The sequence below is a fragment of the Moritella sp. PE36 genome, assembly GCF_000170855.1.
In the GTDB taxonomy this organism is placed as follows: domain Bacteria; phylum Pseudomonadota; class Gammaproteobacteria; order Enterobacterales; family Moritellaceae; genus Moritella.
On sequence record NZ_ABCQ01000036.1, the window covers coordinates 15,845 to 31,881 of the forward strand.

The 16,037-nt window shown below is 41.0% G+C and carries 13 protein-coding genes; all 13 read right to left on the reverse strand.

Annotation, left to right across the window (positions count from 1 at the left end; all coding sequences use genetic code 11):
* Positions 1–101: 101 nt before the first annotated feature.
* The 13 genes from PE36_RS16770 to PE36_RS16830 all read right to left on the reverse strand — a co-directional run bounded on the left by PE36_RS16770 (position 102) and on the right by PE36_RS16830 (position 16,029).
* Complete coding sequence (locus PE36_RS16770) at positions 102–761, reverse strand: hypothetical protein (protein ID WP_006033249.1); 660 nt, start codon at positions 759–761, stop codon at positions 102–104.
* Positions 762–898: 137 nt separating this feature from the next.
* A complete protein-coding gene (locus PE36_RS16775) occupies positions 899–1,855 on the reverse strand; it encodes a hypothetical protein (protein WP_006033250.1) in 957 nt (318 codons plus the stop codon).
* A 14-nt stretch (positions 1,856–1,869) separates the two neighbouring features.
* Positions 1,870–4,866, reverse strand: coding sequence for a toxin VasX (locus PE36_RS16780; RefSeq protein WP_006033251.1), 2,997 nt, complete (start codon positions 4,864–4,866; stop codon positions 1,870–1,872).
* A gap of 64 nt (positions 4,867–4,930) precedes the next feature.
* A complete protein-coding gene (locus PE36_RS16785; protein ID WP_006033252.1) occupies positions 4,931–5,587 on the reverse strand; it encodes a peptidoglycan-binding domain-containing protein in 657 nt (218 codons plus the stop codon).
* 113 nt (positions 5,588–5,700) lie between these two features.
* Complete coding sequence (gene tssG / locus PE36_RS16790; RefSeq protein ID WP_006033253.1) at positions 5,701–6,678, reverse strand: type VI secretion system baseplate subunit TssG; 978 nt, start codon at positions 6,676–6,678, stop codon at positions 5,701–5,703.
* Between the two features lie 49 nt (positions 6,679–6,727).
* The gene (gene tssF, locus PE36_RS16795; protein WP_006033254.1) at positions 6,728–8,563 is read right to left on the reverse strand and encodes a type VI secretion system baseplate subunit TssF; all 1,836 of its coding nucleotides are present in this window, start codon (positions 8,561–8,563) and stop codon (positions 6,728–6,730) included.
* A 75-nt stretch (positions 8,564–8,638) separates the two neighbouring features.
* Positions 8,639–9,130, reverse strand: coding sequence for a type VI secretion system baseplate subunit TssE (gene tssE, locus PE36_RS16800; RefSeq protein ID WP_006033255.1), 492 nt, complete (start codon positions 9,128–9,130; stop codon positions 8,639–8,641).
* The gene (locus PE36_RS16805) at positions 9,130–9,948 is read right to left on the reverse strand and encodes a type VI secretion system accessory protein TagJ (RefSeq protein ID WP_043994678.1); all 819 of its coding nucleotides are present in this window, start codon (positions 9,946–9,948) and stop codon (positions 9,130–9,132) included. The genes tssE and PE36_RS16805 overlap by 1 nt, the downstream gene beginning before the upstream one ends.
* Before the next feature lie 148 nt (positions 9,949–10,096).
* Positions 10,097–11,803 (reverse strand): type VI secretion system contractile sheath large subunit, encoded by a 1,707-nt coding sequence (tssC, locus tag PE36_RS16810; protein ID WP_006033257.1) that lies wholly within the window; start codon positions 11,801–11,803, stop codon positions 10,097–10,099.
* A gap of 80 nt (positions 11,804–11,883) precedes the next feature.
* Positions 11,884–13,371, reverse strand: a complete 1,488-nt coding sequence (tssC, locus tag PE36_RS16815; RefSeq protein WP_006033258.1) for a type VI secretion system contractile sheath large subunit — start codon at positions 13,369–13,371, stop codon at positions 11,884–11,886.
* On the reverse strand, positions 13,371–13,877 hold the full coding sequence (gene tssB / locus PE36_RS16820) for a type VI secretion system contractile sheath small subunit (protein WP_006033259.1): 507 nt from the start codon (positions 13,875–13,877) through the stop codon (positions 13,371–13,373). The genes tssC (PE36_RS16815) and tssB overlap by 1 nt, the downstream gene beginning before the upstream one ends.
* 128 nt (positions 13,878–14,005) lie before the next feature.
* A complete protein-coding gene (gene tssA, locus PE36_RS16825; RefSeq protein WP_006033260.1) occupies positions 14,006–15,208 on the reverse strand; it encodes a type VI secretion system protein TssA in 1,203 nt (400 codons plus the stop codon).
* Between the two features lie 35 nt (positions 15,209–15,243).
* Entirely contained in the window at positions 15,244–16,029 is a 786-nt protein-coding gene (locus PE36_RS16830; protein ID WP_006033261.1) for a PP2C family serine/threonine-protein phosphatase, read from the reverse strand.
* Positions 16,030–16,037 lie beyond the last annotated feature (8 nt).

The window sequence follows — 16,037 nt, forward strand, 5'->3', positions numbered from 1 at the left end:
AAGCAATCAGACGTTAGACTGAATCGACACTCAGATAGAGGTAAGAAAAATGTTGAAAGAGATTGTTTTAACAAAAAATATGTTGCCGAACATACACAACACTACCAATCATAACCTTCGTATTGTGGGAAATGGATCACCGATCGCTTATATTCCGCACCGGAAAATAATTTATAACCATTACCATCTAATTGTCCGGTTATTTCCTCACCCGTAGCCAGTTTTAATATATATTCTGCATTTGCAATCGGGGTTTCAGTTTCATCCAACAATTCGACTTCAATTTCGAACGGGCCAGCTACGGCCGCATCTTTAATGGTTCTAGATGGTGCGGCAACAAGAGTCGTAGCAGGCGCAATAATCGCTTTTGATAATGGTTTACTTTCAGCGGCAGGAGAATGATTTCCTTGTTCAACAATTGACTTTTGAAGTATTCTAACCTTGCTCGTAAGCAGTTCGTTGCCAATACCCATTGTCATAGATAGGTGTACATTGCCACTATGATCAAAAACACCGTCAAACCGTGCTTGTGGCCACTGCAGTAGTACTACATGCCCAAGGAGTATTTTTTCAATCACTCGCGCATACTTGTCTGCTGGTGTGGACATAAAATCAGCATGATCATTATGCCAATCAAGGTCCCAAATTTGTATATGCTGTAGGTGCAATTCACGGATAATATCAACGGCAACATGCGGCCTTAATACCATTTCAAGATCTGTGGGTTTTAAATCACTTAATAATATTAATTTATAAGACATTGCCAAATCCGTTTAGCTAAAATTGAAGTACGATGATGCTGTCCTAACATCTTACATCTGTTTATAAACCAGCCCTATATTCCTTCGTTAAATTAATACCTTAACTATACCAAGGACTGATTATAAGTATGGCGTTATTAAGACTCAACAAGCTGACCATCTTCATCAAATTCAACTTCGTCTGTTGCAGCATCGATTCTCACTAACAAGACTGCAAGCTGCTCTTCAAAATCATGAGGTTTTTTGTCTTCGAATAAAAAGAATCCTTTTCGCCCTTGCCACTCCGTTTGCTCTGGCATGACGTGCTCTCGTCCGTACTCCATGAATTGTACAATGTAAGCAAGAACCTGCTGATATGAATCCTTACTGTTATAGATAGTATTGCCTTGAGGTGTAACAGAAAAACGTCCCCAACCCAATTTACCCTTTTTCACTGTTGCTCTTAGCATGATAGCTAGGAACGAAGGGGTTTCCAAAGCCCGGAGATTATCATAACGCTGCGCAACTACCTTGCCTTTACTCCATGTGTACAAAAGACGCCTTTTACGGTCAAAAATCAAAGGCGCACGACGTTTAAAGCCTATAACCCAAATGAGTAATAGTGGGATAGTGGTTCCAAAGAAAATAATGCTGTTTCGGTCATGGCGATAATTTCTTTCTCCATAAGCGACAAAAGAACCATGTCTATCAGTTATGTATTGATTGAAGGTTAACTCACCCTCATTATTAAGTCTGTTGTACTCGTATAGAATTATATCTCGATATTTTTTATTTTCAGGAAGAGTGTCAAAATAATCACTTCCATATTTATTTTTCCGGAATTCTATAAAATGTATAGTGCTTTTTTCAGACGCCTTCCAGCTTTTGTATATATCTTGTATCTCAGCAGTGCATAAATAAAGTACAGAAATTAATGCTGGAATTAAAAATAGATTTCGAATAATAACAAAGCTATTACTTAATATTAAAAATTCTTTGCTAATAGAAAGTATTGGTCTTGGTACTTTACAATTTATATTAAACTCATATGCCAATAATTCATCACGCTTAAATACGAGCGGAATAGGATGTTCAACCCATTTAAACTTTTTCATAATATTATTTATCCTTAAATAACGTCGTCATTACGCATACCATAATCTGAGGTTTTACCTTTTATGAGCCCATCTTCAGTTAAAAATCGAGTTGGCACGGTAATATTGGGTTGCCATTCGTAAGACCATTTAAGGTGACTGCTATTCGGAACCAGCATGGTTATTTCGAATTCCAAGTTACCTTTGTTATAAATACCACCACCCACATTAGCTAAATAAGCCTCAAAAGTTGTCTGAAAATCACTATTTAATTTATTATCCACAACATAGTCCAACCAATCGGTACTGAAGAAGTCAAACCGTAAGTCTGATTGACCTATCTGAAAACTCGGCAGTGAGAACTTATATTTAACAGTGCGTGCTGCGCCTTTGCCGTTATCGGTTTGTTTAATTTCTAATTTAGGCATGTAAAATAAATTCATAAACTCTTGAAATTCATTTTGGAAGGATGTCTGAATTAATTTATCATCATTTATTTCAGTTACTTTTAATAGAACTTTATCAATAGCATCACGTTCCCGAGTTTCATCTAAGAATAAATGCTTATTACCTGTTCCCCAAAAACAACTCTCTAACAATAGCTCCAATCGAGTTTTACCGTATACCATTGTTATTGCAACTCCTGCACCAATAGCGACTATACCCACTACAGCAACTGCCCATGTAACTGGAGTAGGAATTGCACCACTAGATGTTAAGTACAGTCCTGCGGCGACGGCAGCCTGCCCGAATAACACACCAGAACCGAAAGCAGAAATATAATGACCAGTTGCCTCTTCCGTATGGCCTAATTCATACGCACGCATACCACTATAGACCGCAGCAACAGACGCAGTGAAATTTGCAAGTGCAACAGCACTGCCCACTAGCTTGCCAGCTAAAAGTGTTCCAACACTTCCTGCACGTGCAGTTAATGCGGGGATCATGACTTTCGACATATTAGCAATTTGTGGAGCATGCTTGCTGAGCATAGCTGCACTTTGAGTAACTGTATTTGCAAGGGTCACAGTATCAACGGCTAAAGAAGATGCACTACTTATCAAGCTCATGGCAGAATTATTTATTGCAGCTTGTTTTAGGGGGTCTGCATTGGCATATTTAGATTCGTTTGCTATATCAAAAAGAGTTTGTACGTTAATAAAGGCTGATAAACCCGAAAATGCCGTATCTAAAAAAAGCACCGCTTTACCTTTATGATTACCAGTAACACTCGCATCAGCGGTTATATCTCCCGCAATAACTGTTTTATAACGATGAGCAACGGTTTTATCTACCGAAATATTTGCAAGAGAGTAATAAAATGATGACATCTCTTTTAACTTTTTAGATGTCGCAAAAAGTCTATTCCCGCGTGACTTAGCCCTTTCATTACTACTGACTTCAGCCTGTGCTTTAGCGGCTGAATTTAATTTACCTGAAAGTGCCTTGGCAAAGGCTTTTGCCAAGGCATCATCGGATATACGCACTTTATTATGGCGATCAATTTTTACACCAAACACTTTCAATAAATGCGGCACAACTTCGTCTACGGTATAGATAAGTGCCTTGGCATTAAATTTATTAATTTTCCTTTTAGATAACTCAACGGAATAATCGGAATAAGAGAGCATCTCCCCCCATAACGAACCTAAACCAGCAAAAAGTTTATCGACAGACTGAACAGTATAAGTTGACCATTTAATTCCAGGTGTAGTCAACAATTTAACAATAACGGCAATGCTTATTGAATAAGCATTATTGTTCTTATTATCAGCCGCATCAGTAATGATCGATTCCATTGCAGCTTTGCCTGGCGCAGAAGACACAATACCCATAAACATATCAGCCCCGACACTACACAATTTGTTTAACTCAGCTTCAGTATCATCTGCAGATAGCGGTTCTGACCAAAAGAACTGTTGAAAATACATGCTAAGTGAGCCGACAGTCAGCTCCGAACCACACATAAAATCGAGATATAGTGCAGAGTACTGCTCTTGCCTCTGTTTAAACTGATCATATTGCTCATTCATTTCACCCCAGTGTTTTTCATGCTTATCCCAAGCAATTGACTCACCAAGGATCTCCCGCATATCGGCGTCATCCGTTTTATTCAAGTCATTAACAATGCTACCAATTGTATATGGATAAATATTCGACGCAGAGAAGTTTTTTTCCCAAATAGACAATTTTGCATGCGCTTCGGCAATTTCAATTTGTCGCCCAACAGGATCGTGTAATGCGATAATACGTGCAGTTTCACCATAGGGGATCTTTCGCTGTAATTTTGCGGCAATCTGTTCAGCAGCTAATTCATACGATGATTCCGTGGTTAAAACATCTAAATTAAGATCTTTTATATCAGGATTATCGCTTTCCTTTAGTCGTAAAAACCTATTTTGTCTAGATTTGTAGTCTTCAATTAATTTTTTAAAGTTGTCTGCATTGGCTTTAACGGCATGTTCATGAGAATCGGCTAATAGATCTACTCGCTGCATTGCCAACTTACGTTCATCAACGTTACTATTCAAATTATCAATAATATTTGGATGTAGCTCATGTGCGGTATAAATAATACTGATCTCTTTAATACCTTTACGCACAAACACAAACGGGTATGACTTTACCTTTGTTGAGTCATCTAGAACCAATCCATCTTGCGCATTGTTTTTATTTTTAAACAAATACTTAGTGAATTGTTCAACTATTTGACCTTCACTCTCTATTTTTTCGTATTTAAATATATGAAAATAACCATTAGCCGCGTCATCTTCTTCACGAATATATACCCAGCCTTCACGCAATAATCGAACTAAGTAACCCTTACTTTCTTTGATGTACCCACTGTTATCTGACGCATCAAGATCAAGTAATGTCGATAGTGTTGGCGGCTCAGATGCCTCACTCAACTCTTCTTCAAAAAAGTTAGCATACGCATAACGTACCGGATAAATCGGCGTAACTTTGGTATCGATGATAAACTTATTCATGTCATTTTTCGCTACCGGAGCGGCGAGAGTTTGCTGAGTCATATAAAATCCATTTTTTATCTACAGCCTATTTTTTATAGGTTAAATAGCTTTACAACCATATAGTTTAACAGCCATATATTTCTTTTAATTTAGCTTGCGTAATTGCCGCGGCGTTACCATCGATAGTTAATCCATGTTCAGCCTGAAAACCTTTAATACCTGCCGTTGACTTTTCAGCAATATTACCGTCAACATTGCCACAATCAAAACCCAGTAATCGACAACGAGCTTGAATTCCCGTTACGGTATCAACAGGGTCTAAATGCCCTAGGCTAACGTCAAATATCTCACTTGGTTCTTGGGATTCGTCGTCAAAATACAGACTTAATGTACCTGTTTCTGGACTATTTTCTTCTAACTCTATTTCAATGGTGCCATCATCATTAACGAATGATTCAGTTTCTACACCATCGAGCGATAAGATGACTCGCTTACCAGACCATGAATTACCTTCACTATCTTTAAAATCGGCGCAAAAATACTCCGCATATTTTTTAATTTTAAATACATTAATTTTTGCGCTAGTGAGTGCCTTAAAGACAGGTTCTGGATCGGGGATAGTGATGACATCACCAGGGAAGATGATATTAGGATTATCACGCTGAGCACGAAAGTCAGTATTAGATTCATGCTCATAAATGGCTTTGTAATTGGCAAAACCATGATTTTTTGCAATGCGTGGTAAGGTATCGCCCTGCACGACCGTGTATTGTTCTGCCATTATCAATCCTTAATACAGCAATTTATTGGTAACAGCCGTACGCTATCCCGTAATAAAATTAGCTTATCAGAAATATCAATAGCTTAAAGTTGAAAAAAGTATGAAATGTAAGGTCATAAACACACCTTACGGGCCTGCTCCCCCTGCGATTCATCATGTAACAACATAGCGCCAGAACCCAGCTGCATTTCGACAGCACCTAAGCGTGGTTTAACAATTGCCGCATAATCCGCTTCTACTTTTAAACTGCTTTTAACCGCAGGGCCGAGGTAGTTTGCGACTAGGTTTTCAATTATCTTACGTTTCGCTGAATTAGGTTTTAGCTGATCAAAGTCCGACGCATCACTTGGTTTCAGCACGATATCTATCTTGCTGCTGAGATCCCACATTTTGCCACCAACCATGCTATTAACCCCTAAGCAGGCGAATGACCCTTCAGGTTGTTGCCGTGAACATAACCGGGTGACTTCATCATCCGCCATGTTGATCCACTGACCTTGCAATGTCTTAATGACAACGTCGCCAGCCACGATCTCTTGCAACATATTGCGTAAATTGGCTTCGTTACGAATTGCATGTTTGAAATAACTGGCAAAATAGAGTTCTAAATCATCATCCGCGCCGGTTAAATTACTCAGAGCTACACTGATGGGATCGCTGGGCTTACAGGCATTCTGTTCATAACCAATGGCAAAGCGATATTTTTCCCAGCTGCGATAATACAAGGCAATGATGCGGTTATTAAACATATCAAAAAAATCACGCAGTGCATGATCTTTATGTCGCATACGCTGCAGGATGGCTTCGGTATAATGAAATGGCAGTGCGCCGTTCACACCTGTGAGCCCTAAAAATGTCACCGCTAAATCTAACTGATGACTATCTTCGACCGCTGTCACTTGGCTAATTGGAGCGCCTGCATAACCAACTTGCTGCGCAACTGAAAAACGTAACGCTTCAAGGCTGGGGAAATTATCACGACCAATGGCTCCATTCTCAAATCCGGCCCGTTTTGCTTGGTTTTGCACGGCATAAACGGCTTGATAAAAATCATAATCATGCGGAAACTGAATTAAATCTTTTTCTAACATACATCTTCCCTATTCTTACAGCTTTGTTATTTTTACCACTTTTTTAGATTTACAATAGGGCTCGCTCGCCAATACGTGCAGGCCATTGATGATATAACTGCGTACTGCCATGGCAAGTGACCTTAAGACGGGTAAAACTATTGATCGCAGCAAACAAAGCAAAGAAACGATCTAACACCGTGGCAAAGAAAAACAAATCATTGTCCGGGAAACCAGCAAGGTTTAAGGTTAAGTTAATATCGCTGCCATAACACACCCCCATTCGACCTTGTATTTGTATCTTCGCCGTCGCAGGCGTGATGGTTAACGCGTCAATATGTTGGATCTGGGTATTACTGGCGGCATTATCAGCAAAGTTAAACAGGTGTAATAAATCACACAATTTATCGCGCCCCTCGTTGCCGGAGAAATGATCAAGACTCACCAGGCGTAATAATTGCCAACGTGTGGCCTTACCAAGTTCAGGGCGTACCGCAGCTGAAAATGGGGTCATACAAGTTGCACTTTGTACCATGTGGCCACCAGTTGGCGTATGCAAAACAGGGTTGCCACCACCATAAGGTAACTGCACCGGTAAATTCCGATTAGAACAACGGCCATGTAAACTTAACCGTTGGCTGCTACCATTTGCGGCTATATCGGTAAAACTATTGAATTCGCGATCAACAACCGAGATGAATAACTCCGTACCTTTTTGAGCAACACCACCCGACCAATCTGAATGTTCACGTCTTGCCACCCAAAAATGGCTCACATCTTGATAGCTGGGATGACTTTGACTGTAAAATGGCCCGAGTGTGGTTTTGTCCATCTCGCTGTCATACAAAGCGACATCCGTAATCGCGACCACTTCAGAACATGACTCATCACGATTATCTGCCACTATGCGATATTCATACACACTTGGGCTCAGTATTACGGGTTCTAACTGCTGCTCGAAACAGTTGATTATCGGTGTGCAGTTTAACTTCAGGCTGTCGTGATTAATGTTTGATTCGAGTTCTGACGAAGGCGCTGAAAAATAGAAATGAAACTGCACCTCATCATGGTATTCCGGGGTCAATTTAGATAATAAATCGACTAATTCCACAAACAAAAACTTCTGCGGAAACACAAATTGCTCGACTAACAAACGATAACCATCAAATGATTTTTTGCCATAAGGTAATACGGACTCGTCATGGTCAAAACCGACAGTCGAAAGGTGCCTCGTTTCGAGCGTTTTACTGTGACTAAAATCATCTTTGGCACTGATGCTAATACCAATAAGATGTTGGAATAAATGGGTATAGAGTAAAAATGCATGCTGCATCTGCCCGCCAAGGTAAAAGCGTAATTTATCTGGATTAACCATGGATAAATTATCACCCGCCACAAAATGCTTTAAGCTAAACTGTAATACCGAATGCGGTTTAGTGATCCAAGGCGAATCAGGCGCATTGAAAGGGGCATTTTTAAAGCGTATATCTTCAATGGTCAGTGGTTTAACGTCGGTATCATAACAGGTGGTAAACTCACAAGCCTTGTACCCCGCCACATGAGTAACCACACGACTGCCTTTTGCAAATAAGCTACCATTACTGACAATCTCGTTGACATTAAGTTGGCAAATACCCAGAGACGGGATAGTGACCTGATAATCAGGCGCCAGCTGCCCTAACAAGGCATCGGTTAATTCCGGAAAACTGTCATCGAGTTTTTGTCTGATTTGTGCGGTTAATAATGATACCCCTTCGAGCAACCGTGATACATGTGGATCTTCGACTGAGTCATCATCAAGCTTTAATCGACCTGCTATTTTAGGATATTTTTTAGCATAGTCAGCGCCCATACGTCTTAGGTAACTTAACTCACGATTATAATAACTTAATAAATCATCACTCATATATACAGCCTATGGATATGGCAATCACAATAAATACACACGTATATACCGCCATTGCGATTACAAATTGGAAAATTAATACAAATTATCAGAGACCGATATGCCCAGATAAACCGGTTCAATTTCAGATTCTAAACTGATCAGTTCAGGATGTGGGTCCGCGTGCATCAGCGCTTCAATGCGTAACTTTAAAGACCGGTCAATATCATCATCGACATCAACCGGTTCAACATTCACTTCGATAATACGCGGTTCGAAACGCAGAATGGTGTCTTTGACTTTGGCGCATAGTGCCAGTCGGCCATCTAATGTCCCTACCGGTACCCCCGAAAAATCAGGTAAACCATAGTTAAACAATGAATTATCCAGTTCACGATAATAAAGTGGCCAGTTCATCCACCTGACCTTTGAATTTAATAAATTTTCTAAGTCTCGTTTCATTGCTCGGCGTAATGCCCGCACCGTTATACCGGTACGCTTTTCCTGGGCATTACTAATATTGGGTTCTAAATCAATCAGCTTATCTAATAATGATGCTTCGATAAGCTGTTTATTATTGACTGCCATTAAACTAACGCTGCTTGTGGCGATGTATCAACATCCGTTGCGTTAGCATTAAGATCACGCGTAAAATAAGTAAGTTGCTGCGCTGACTCGCCGATTAATAACATTTTATGCCCTACACCTTGACACATGAACGGTTCGTCTTCAGCTTGACTAATTGCTTGCCAATCGGTTTCACGGCCCAGTTTTTCGGCATCAGATTGGCTATTAAGGTAAGTTAATGGAATGAATGCATCGCCACTTGGTCCGTTGATAATGTCAATATGCACACGACGCCATACTTGTTCTAATATTGACGTCGGCGCTTGCCATTCTAATACACTGATTTCTGAAAATTTAACTAAGTAAAATTTACCGTTGGTGCCCAGTACTTCCAGATAGCCAGCTAGACTATCATCAAGATCACGTGGTTGGGTCGGACTCGACTGATAACGGGCACTTTCTAACATGGCACAGTGACTGACAACATCGGCATTATTCTGGTCTTTAATCGCAACCTGCAATGCCACAATCGCCTTAAGCTCGGCATCAACGTCACTGAACACTTCGGCAGTAGCACCACCTTGTGAAAAATCCACACGAGACTGTTGTGCACGGATTAACTGTTGCACATTTTTACCACCAATCGCCGTATCAGGCGCTTGACTCAGCAACAAGTTAATTTGTTTATCGGCTTTGTCTAACTCGCCATTGGCACATAACAGCTCGATATAAGCACTGCGGATGTCGGTTTCTAGCGGTTGTTTTTTTAATGTTGCCTGGCAATAACTAATTGCGTCTTGTAGCTTGCCAGCTTCAATTAACTGTTTTATCTCTTGCATCTTCATATCCTTATGCATGCGAATGTAATTTGCTTTTAACTTTAAAGTCTAATGTCTAATGTCTAATGTCTAATGCCTAACTTCTAATATCGGTTGAATAGGTCAACGAATATGTTACTCGCCAGAACTGCAGAGAATTCCTTTCCTGCTATACGGCAACATCACTGCTCGCCAACTCCGTAATTAAGCGGATCGACGACACCATTTGATCTAATTGAAAATGGGGTTTTAAGTGTATGACTGAATAAAAATGACCTGTTTTGCCTTTCACTTCGTGTACTTCTACTCGCGCTTCACTCAGTGGTCGCTTTGACCTTACTTCGTCAGAAGCACTGCCTGCGGCGGCCGTATATCCCTGCAGCCATTTTTGAATATCACCTTGGATCTGCTGCGCGGTTAAATAACTACCCACTTTTTCGCGGCCGATAACTTTAATCGCATGAGCAAACCGTGACACACAAAGAATGTATTGCAGCATAGTCGCGAGTCGTGCGTTAACCTGCGCGATTTTTGCATCCGTTGTCACTTGCACACCGCTATGTATATAATTTACGGCTTTTTGCACTGACGAATTACTAAAAAAGGCCAATTTGTCGGTGTGTTGTAACACCGATAACGGGATAAAACCTGCTTCCGAAAACTGTTTTTCTAACCGTTCACTCACGTACATATTTAAGGGTATTTGGTTGCGACGTTTATACACGTCACAATTCATACTCAGTGACGATCCGGCCCCCAAATAGTGATGCGGAAATTGGTCAACTAACCCACGACTGATTTCACCCTGATTAACCCCGCGGATCTGCGCAAACCATTTTGAACTAGCAAAAGATCGCATCAATATCACTGCAAACGAATAGCCAATATTGCCCCATAAATTATCTTGTTCGGCATTTTCAATACGTTCACGAAAACGAAACTGATGATGAAAACGGCCATCGTCTAAATAAGGACTGCGCATTAACATATACGGCACGGTAAGGCCAAGATAACGGGCATCTTCAGTTTCACGCAAACGACGCCATTGCATATACTCTAGCTGTTCGAAATGTTTATCAATATCCACTCCTAAGCCTAATTCAGCAAAGCTGTTAACCCCAAAAAACTGCGGACTAGCAGAGACAACAAAGGGCGCGAAAGCCGCTGCAGAGACTTGCGTCATATTACGTAGAATATCAATGTCGGACAATGAATTGCCCGGTTGTATGCGATTAGTGATCTGATAATCACCGAGTAATAACCCAAACGGCTGACCACCAGCTTGACCGAATTCATTACTGTAAATAAGGCGGTATAGATTACTCTGATCAAATTCGATGGCGCGACTAAAGTCTCGCGAAATTTCTTGCCACGAAATACTTAGCATCCTAACTTGAATCAACTCTTCCCGATCAATGGCTTGCTCTTGCTGCACCAGATAATGCACACCGCGCCAACTTGCTTCAAGCCGTTGAAACTTATTATGATGAATAATGTTGTTCATCGTCCTATTCAGTATTTTATCTAGATCTGTTAACAACCGAGTCAAGGTAGCATTCAGTGCTTGCCTGAAATGTCCCTGCGTTTGCATGCCGTTATCTACGAGCCAAACCAATAATTCTTCAATACTGAGGTCATCTTCAACATCCATATGTTGCAAGAATTCCTGCTGTAAAAGATCCACAGCATTCAATACAAAAGCATTATTAGTTTGGTTCTTACTGTCGGTATTTTTATCGGTACTGTTTTCAGTACTATTGTCGCTACTTTTATCGGAATTGTTGTCGCTATTATTGTCGATATTAATCTCTACAGAAGACATCGAGGTTTTAGCGTCTATTGTTTCGGACTGATTGATAATGATTTGCTGCATCATGCTACTCCCTTAACAATATGCATTGAATTAAAGTAGCAGATTCAATACCTGCTACTTTAGTAACTTACTAAGAATTGATCTTAATTACCTTCTGGAATTTTAGCCACAAGACGTAACGACGTGCTTAATTCTTCCATTTGTAACCACGGACGCATCCAGGCGATAGCGTTGTAACTACCTGGTTTACCCGGAATTTCTGCCACTGTGACTTTCGCATCAGCTAATGGATATTTCGCACGAATTTCTTGACCACCACCTTCAGAAGCATTAACAAAACCAAGGATCCAACGGTTTAACCAATTTTCAAGGTCTTTCGCTTCAGCAAAGCTACCGACTTTATCTCGGCCCATCACCTTAAGGTAATGCGCAAAGCGTGACGTAGCCATAATATAAGGTAAACGCGTTGAGATTGCGGCGTTTGCTTGGGCACCAGGATCGTTATATTGACCGGCTTTTTGGCAAGATTGCGCGCCAAAGAATACCGCGTAGTCTTTATCTTTATAGTGACAAATAGGCAAGAAACCGAGTTTGCTTAACTCCGCTTCACGACGGTCGGTAATACCGATTTCGGTTGGACATTTAAGCGTTGGATCGCCATCGTTACTAATGAAAGTATGGGTTGGCAAGCCTGTTACTTTACCACCGCCTTCAGCACCACGAATTGCAGTACAGAACCCATATTTTGAAAATGCTTCAGTAAGGCGAGATGCCAAAGCATACGCTGCATTTGACCAGCAATAGTCATCATGGTCGGCTTCGGTTGACGATTGACCATTTTCTGCTAATTCAAACTCTTCATAACGGAACTCTTCAACTGGTGATGTCGCTTCACCATAAGGTAAACGCGCCAAAACACGTGGCATAGTCAGTGTCACGAAGCGTGAATCAGCACTTTCTCGGAATGAATTCCATTTAGTGTATTCCAGTGACTCAAACACTTTGCTCAGATCACGGGGTTTATCCATTTCATTCCAAGAATCAAAACCAAATAATTCAGGTGCCGATGCGGATAAGAACGGGCAGAAACCAGAGGCTGATACGTTCGACATCAATGACAGCGTTTCGATATCTTCTGGGTGATTACTAAACTCATAGTCACCAACAATTGCACCAAACGGTTCACCACCAGCAATACCAAACTCACCTTCATAAACCTTTTTAAATATCTGGCTTTGATCAAACTCAACCGCTTTACTTAAATCTTTATGTAGTTCTTTTTTAGTGACTGAGATCAAGCGTAACTTTAACGAACCGCCCGTATCTGAACTGCTCACCAATGTATGCACACCACGCCACGAACCTTCCAATTTTTGGAATTTGTCATGATGCATGATTTTAGCTAACTGCTTGGAAATTTTTGCATCAAGTGCTGCAATCGATTCATTGAAGGTAACGGTGAGATTCTTATTCCAGCTAACCGTGCCATTTAACGCTTCTTCGGTTAACGTTTTAATCAGTTCTTGTGAGCGCGATATTTCAGTTTGCTTGGTGGCGCCAATGACTTGGTCAAGTATCGATACTTGACCTTCGGTCGACTCGAGTTCTTGTGCTGCTGCAATATCAGACATTATGCTTTCTCCCCAAGGTCTAGTTCACTCGCTAACTGTTCTAAATCAGCACTGTTGCTTAACACTTTTTCTAGAATATCTTCAAGTTCTTCAGAGCGATCTACTTTGGTCATCAAGTCTCTTAACTTATTACGTGTTTCCATTAATTTACGCAATGGTTCAACTTGGTTAACGACAGCAGCAGGTTCAAAGTCAGCCAACGAATTAAATTCAAGGTTAACACTCATTTCCAGGCCATCTTCATCGGTCAGCGTGTTATCAACTTTAAATTCTAATTTCGGATTCATACGTTTTAATACATCATCAAAGTTGTCTCGATCAACTTGCACAAAACGACGGTCTTTTAGTGGTTTCAATGACGTTTTGTTTTCACCGGCAAAGTCACCCATGATGCCGACTACAAAAGGTAATTCCTTTTTGGCAATTGCACCACCCGTTTCAACATCATACGTAATATGTACCCGTGGGGTACGTACTCGTGATAATTTTGATTGTACGCTTTCCATAGCTATTCCTTAAATTAAGATCTAATGATAATCATTATTTGGTTATTAATATTTACTGTTCGTTATTTACTTCTAATTGGCTGTATTTATTTCTGATTTTTCTATTTACCACTGATAGCCTGTTAGTGTTATGTCTCTTCACCTTGGGTTATGCCGGTGAGTTTGAAATAATCGATTCTCGCGTTAGGGTCGCTGACTAATTCTGCCAGTAACTCCGGTAAGCTAAGTTCACTCCAGCGTATCGCTTGCGCAATCGCATATGAAATTGGCGAGTGCGGCTCTGTGGTCCGAAAATACTGTTCAATTTTATGTAAGGCTTTAATGGCTTCGTGGCGATTATTTAACGATTGATCCATTTGCATGAAATCATAGCCATTAACAGACTTAGCTTGTGCTGATGCGCCAGCACTATGGCCTGAATTCTGACTTGAACTATGACTTGCACCGTCCAGTTCAACGGCGTCTTCAGCTACTTGTTCAGCAACAGACGCCTCTACAGCGGCTTCGGCATTTATGACGTTAAAACGCTCTAAGGTAATGAAGGTAAAGATGCTTTCGCAATGTTGTAACTTCTCAGTTATTTTCGATGTCGGTTGCGCATCACCCGACATGACTTCATCCATTTTGTCTGCCAGCAGACGGAAGGCAATAATGGCCTCAGCAATATCGTTTTTTAAACTAACCAACTCATGATCGCTGACTTCATTTAACGCTTCTTTAATCTGTTTTAATGAGATTGCACCGTTGGCAATTTTGGCTTTTTGTTTATCCGCACTGAGACTATTTAATTGACTTGCTTGCTCAATCTGCCAAGTTGCAAACCTTTCACCAGATCCGGTTTCAACCAAAGGAATAGATAGAATAGGCATTAACAACACCCCTTCCCCTTCAAAACCATTAAGGCCAAGTAACGGTGCAATGCGAGTTTCTAAACCATCTTCATCAGGGCTCGGATATAAACCGTCCCAAAACTGACTGATCAGTTGATGCGCCAATGTAAAGCCGATTGTTAAACCGGCAAAGCCATCGGTGCGGCATAACGCTTCAATGAGCCAGGCGCAATACTCAAGATCTTTGGTTTCCTGCGCGAGTATCTGTGGGATCTCGTCTTTAATTGGACTCCATTCACGGACAAAGTCATTCATCGTTTCGTCGCTATCAATCCCGATTAATGCACTGCGTTCATCCGCTCTGGTACGGGTTCGCACTTCCTTCAACCGATAATATTGTGACAGCGGCGAGGTGTCTGAGCGCGGATCGAGTCCACACGGTAATTCGCCGTTAATTGGCAGCGCTATATCTTCAATAATTTGCTGGTTTAATACTGACATTTACTACATCCATGTATAGGGTTAAAGACAAACGTTTAACTGAATAACGGTACGGTAAGATCATCATCTTTAAAGCTATCGACCTGGCTCTGCTTCGATACCGACACTAATATTAAGGTCACATTATCTTTGGCACCTTTGCCTAACGCTGCGTGCATTAGCGATGAACCTGCATTTATAACGTTTTTCTGCTGTAACTGCTCCGCGATACAGGCATCAGATAGTTCACCCGTTAAGCCATCGCTGCACAGCAATAGCATTTCGCCTTCGACAACAGGATGGGAAATATGGTCGATATCGATATCTTCAACCACCCCTATCGCACGTGTTATCACATTACCCATAGGGTGCTTTTCAGCTTCTTCAGCACTCAGCACACCCTGGTCAATCAGTTCATTCACATGGGAATGATCACGCGTAACTTGTTTTAAATCCTGATGGTAAAAACGGTAACCACGGCTATCACCAGCCCATAACCAATGAGCGGTGTGACCATCAATCCATAACAACACTATCGTTGAACCGGCCGTTTTACCTGCCAGTTGGCTATGACTATAAGCAATTATTTTTTCGTTTGCAGTCAGTATCGATTGCTTCAACACGTTAATCGTAATGCCATGATAAGCATGCTCATTAATATACGTATTAATTGTGTCAACAAGCATTTGGCTGGCCACATCGCCCGCTTCATGCCCACCCATACCATCAGCGACAACCCAGATATTTTGCTCTGGGTACTCCAATAAACTGTCTTCGTTTATTTTTCGTACTGCGCCAACATGACTCTGACCAAAAGATTTTAACGCGATATCAGTTAACATCTTATTAC